Origin of the sequence: Bartonella sp. CL70QHWL (genome assembly GCF_042194855.1) — a bacterium.
Classification (GTDB): domain Bacteria; phylum Pseudomonadota; class Alphaproteobacteria; order Rhizobiales; family Rhizobiaceae; genus Bartonella.
This window is the reverse complement of sequence record NZ_JBHINJ010000067.1, coordinates 1-2,050: the sequence shown is the minus strand read 5'-3', so window position 1 is coordinate 2,050 and position 2,050 is coordinate 1. Positions and strand designations below refer to the sequence as shown.

The 2,050-nt window shown below is 40.4% G+C and carries 1 pseudogene; it reads left to right on the top strand.

The window, feature by feature from the left end:
* A pseudogene (locus tag ACFIJZ_RS09670) lies at positions 1-2,050 on the top strand (hypothetical protein); the annotation flags it as partial.

Below are 2,050 nucleotides of genomic sequence, written 5' to 3'. Positions count from 1 at the left end.
AGGTGATGCTTTGTTATGGAACGATAAAGCTAATGCCTTTGTAGCACGTCATGAAAAGAGCAAAGAAGAAAAAGGCAAAGCTGTAAGGACACAAGAAAACAGTAGAATTACGTTTCTTGCAAATGGTGAGATTACCGCTAATTCAACGGATGCTGTCACGGGTGGTCAGCTTTATTCAATGAATAAGACATTTGCGACGTATTTTGGTGGAGGTGCAGGTTATGATGAGCAAGGACAATGGAAAGCTCCAAGTTTTAAGGTTAAGACAGTTAAGGATGATGGTAACTCTGAAGAGATAGACTATGGCAATGTGGCGGATGCTTTGGCTGGAGTTGGTAATTCTGTTACGAATGTAAAAAATGAGATCAGCAAAGAGATTACGAATGTAGTGAGTGATAGCCTTGTTAAGCAGGATAGGATGGGTCTTATTACTATTGGTGCGGAAAGAGGCGGCAATAAAATCAATATTTTAAATCGTGATGGTGATGCTCGAATTCTTTCAGGTGTTAAGGCAGCAGAGAATGACAATGAAGCAGTCAATAAAGCGCAGCTTGATGCAAGTCTGAAGGATCTTTCTAACAATCTTCAGTCAGAAGATTCAGCGGTTGTTCTCTACGATAAAAAAGAAGATGGAATAGTTGATTATAAGAGCGTAACTTTAGGTAAAGGTAAGGATGCAGGACCAGTTGCACTTCATAATGTAAAAGATGGTGCCATTGGTGAGAGTTCACATGATGCGATTAATGGTAGTCAGATCAACACAATTTCTCAGAATGTAGCCAAGTTTCTTGGTGGTGATGCGGCATTTAATAATGGCGCGTTTACAGGACCGACTTACAAGTTATCCAAGGTTGATACAGCTGGTAATATAACAGACAGTTCTTTTGATAATGTTGGTAGTGCATTTACTGGTCTTGATGAGAATATCAAGAATGTGAATGCACGGATTAAGGAAGTTTCTGAAGGGGTAGCGCAGGATTCTTTGAATTGGAGCGAGACTGCCCATGCGTTTGTAGCGCGTCATGAGAAGAAGCAAGAAGAAAAAGGCAGAGCTGTAAGGACACAAGAAAACAGTAGAATTACGTTTCTAGCAAATGGTGAGATTAGCGCTAAATCAACAGATGCTATTACAGGTGGTCAGCTTTATTCAGTCAATCGGACGGTTGCTAGCTATTTTGGTGGTGGCGCTAGTTATGAGAATGGAGAATGGGTTGCCCCCACCTTCAAGCTTAAAACTGTCAATTCTGATGGTAGTGCTGGTGAGGAAAAGGTTTACAATAGTGTATCGGAAGCATTTGCTGGTGTTGCGAGTTCTATTACGAATGTTCATAATGATGTGACCAATGTAGTGAGTGATAGCCTTGCCAAGCAGGATGAAAAGACAAAAGTTATCAATATTGGTAAAGAAGTAGAAGGTACAGAACTCAATATCGCAAATAAGGAGCAGGCAGATCGGACACTTTCAGGTGTTAAGGCAGCAACGAAGAATAATGAAGCGGTTAACAAAGAGCAACTTGATCAAAGTTTAGAGAAGCTTTCTAGCAGCCTTCAGTCTGATGATTCAGCTGTTGTTCATTACGATAAAAAAGATGATGATAATGGCAGCATTGATTACACGAGTGTAACTTTAGGAAAAGGTAAGGATGCAGGACCAGTTGCACTTCATAATGTAAAAGATGGTACCATTGGTGAGAGTTCACATGATGCGATTAATGGTAGTCAGATCAACACAATTTCTCAGAATGTAGCTAAATTCCTTGGTGGCGATGCAAAATTTGTTGACGGTACGTTTACAGGACCAACCTACAAGTTATCCAAGGTTGATGCAGATGGTAATATAACAGACAGTTCTTTTAATAATGTTGGTAGTGCATTTACTGGTCTTGATGCAAATATCAAGAATGTGAATGCACGGATTAAAGAAGTTTCTGAAGGGGTAGCGCAGGATTCTTTGAATTGGAGCGAGACTGCCCATGCGTTTGTCGCGCGTCATGAGAAGAAGCAAGAAGAAAAAGGCAGAGCTGTAAGGACACAAGAAAACAGTAGAATT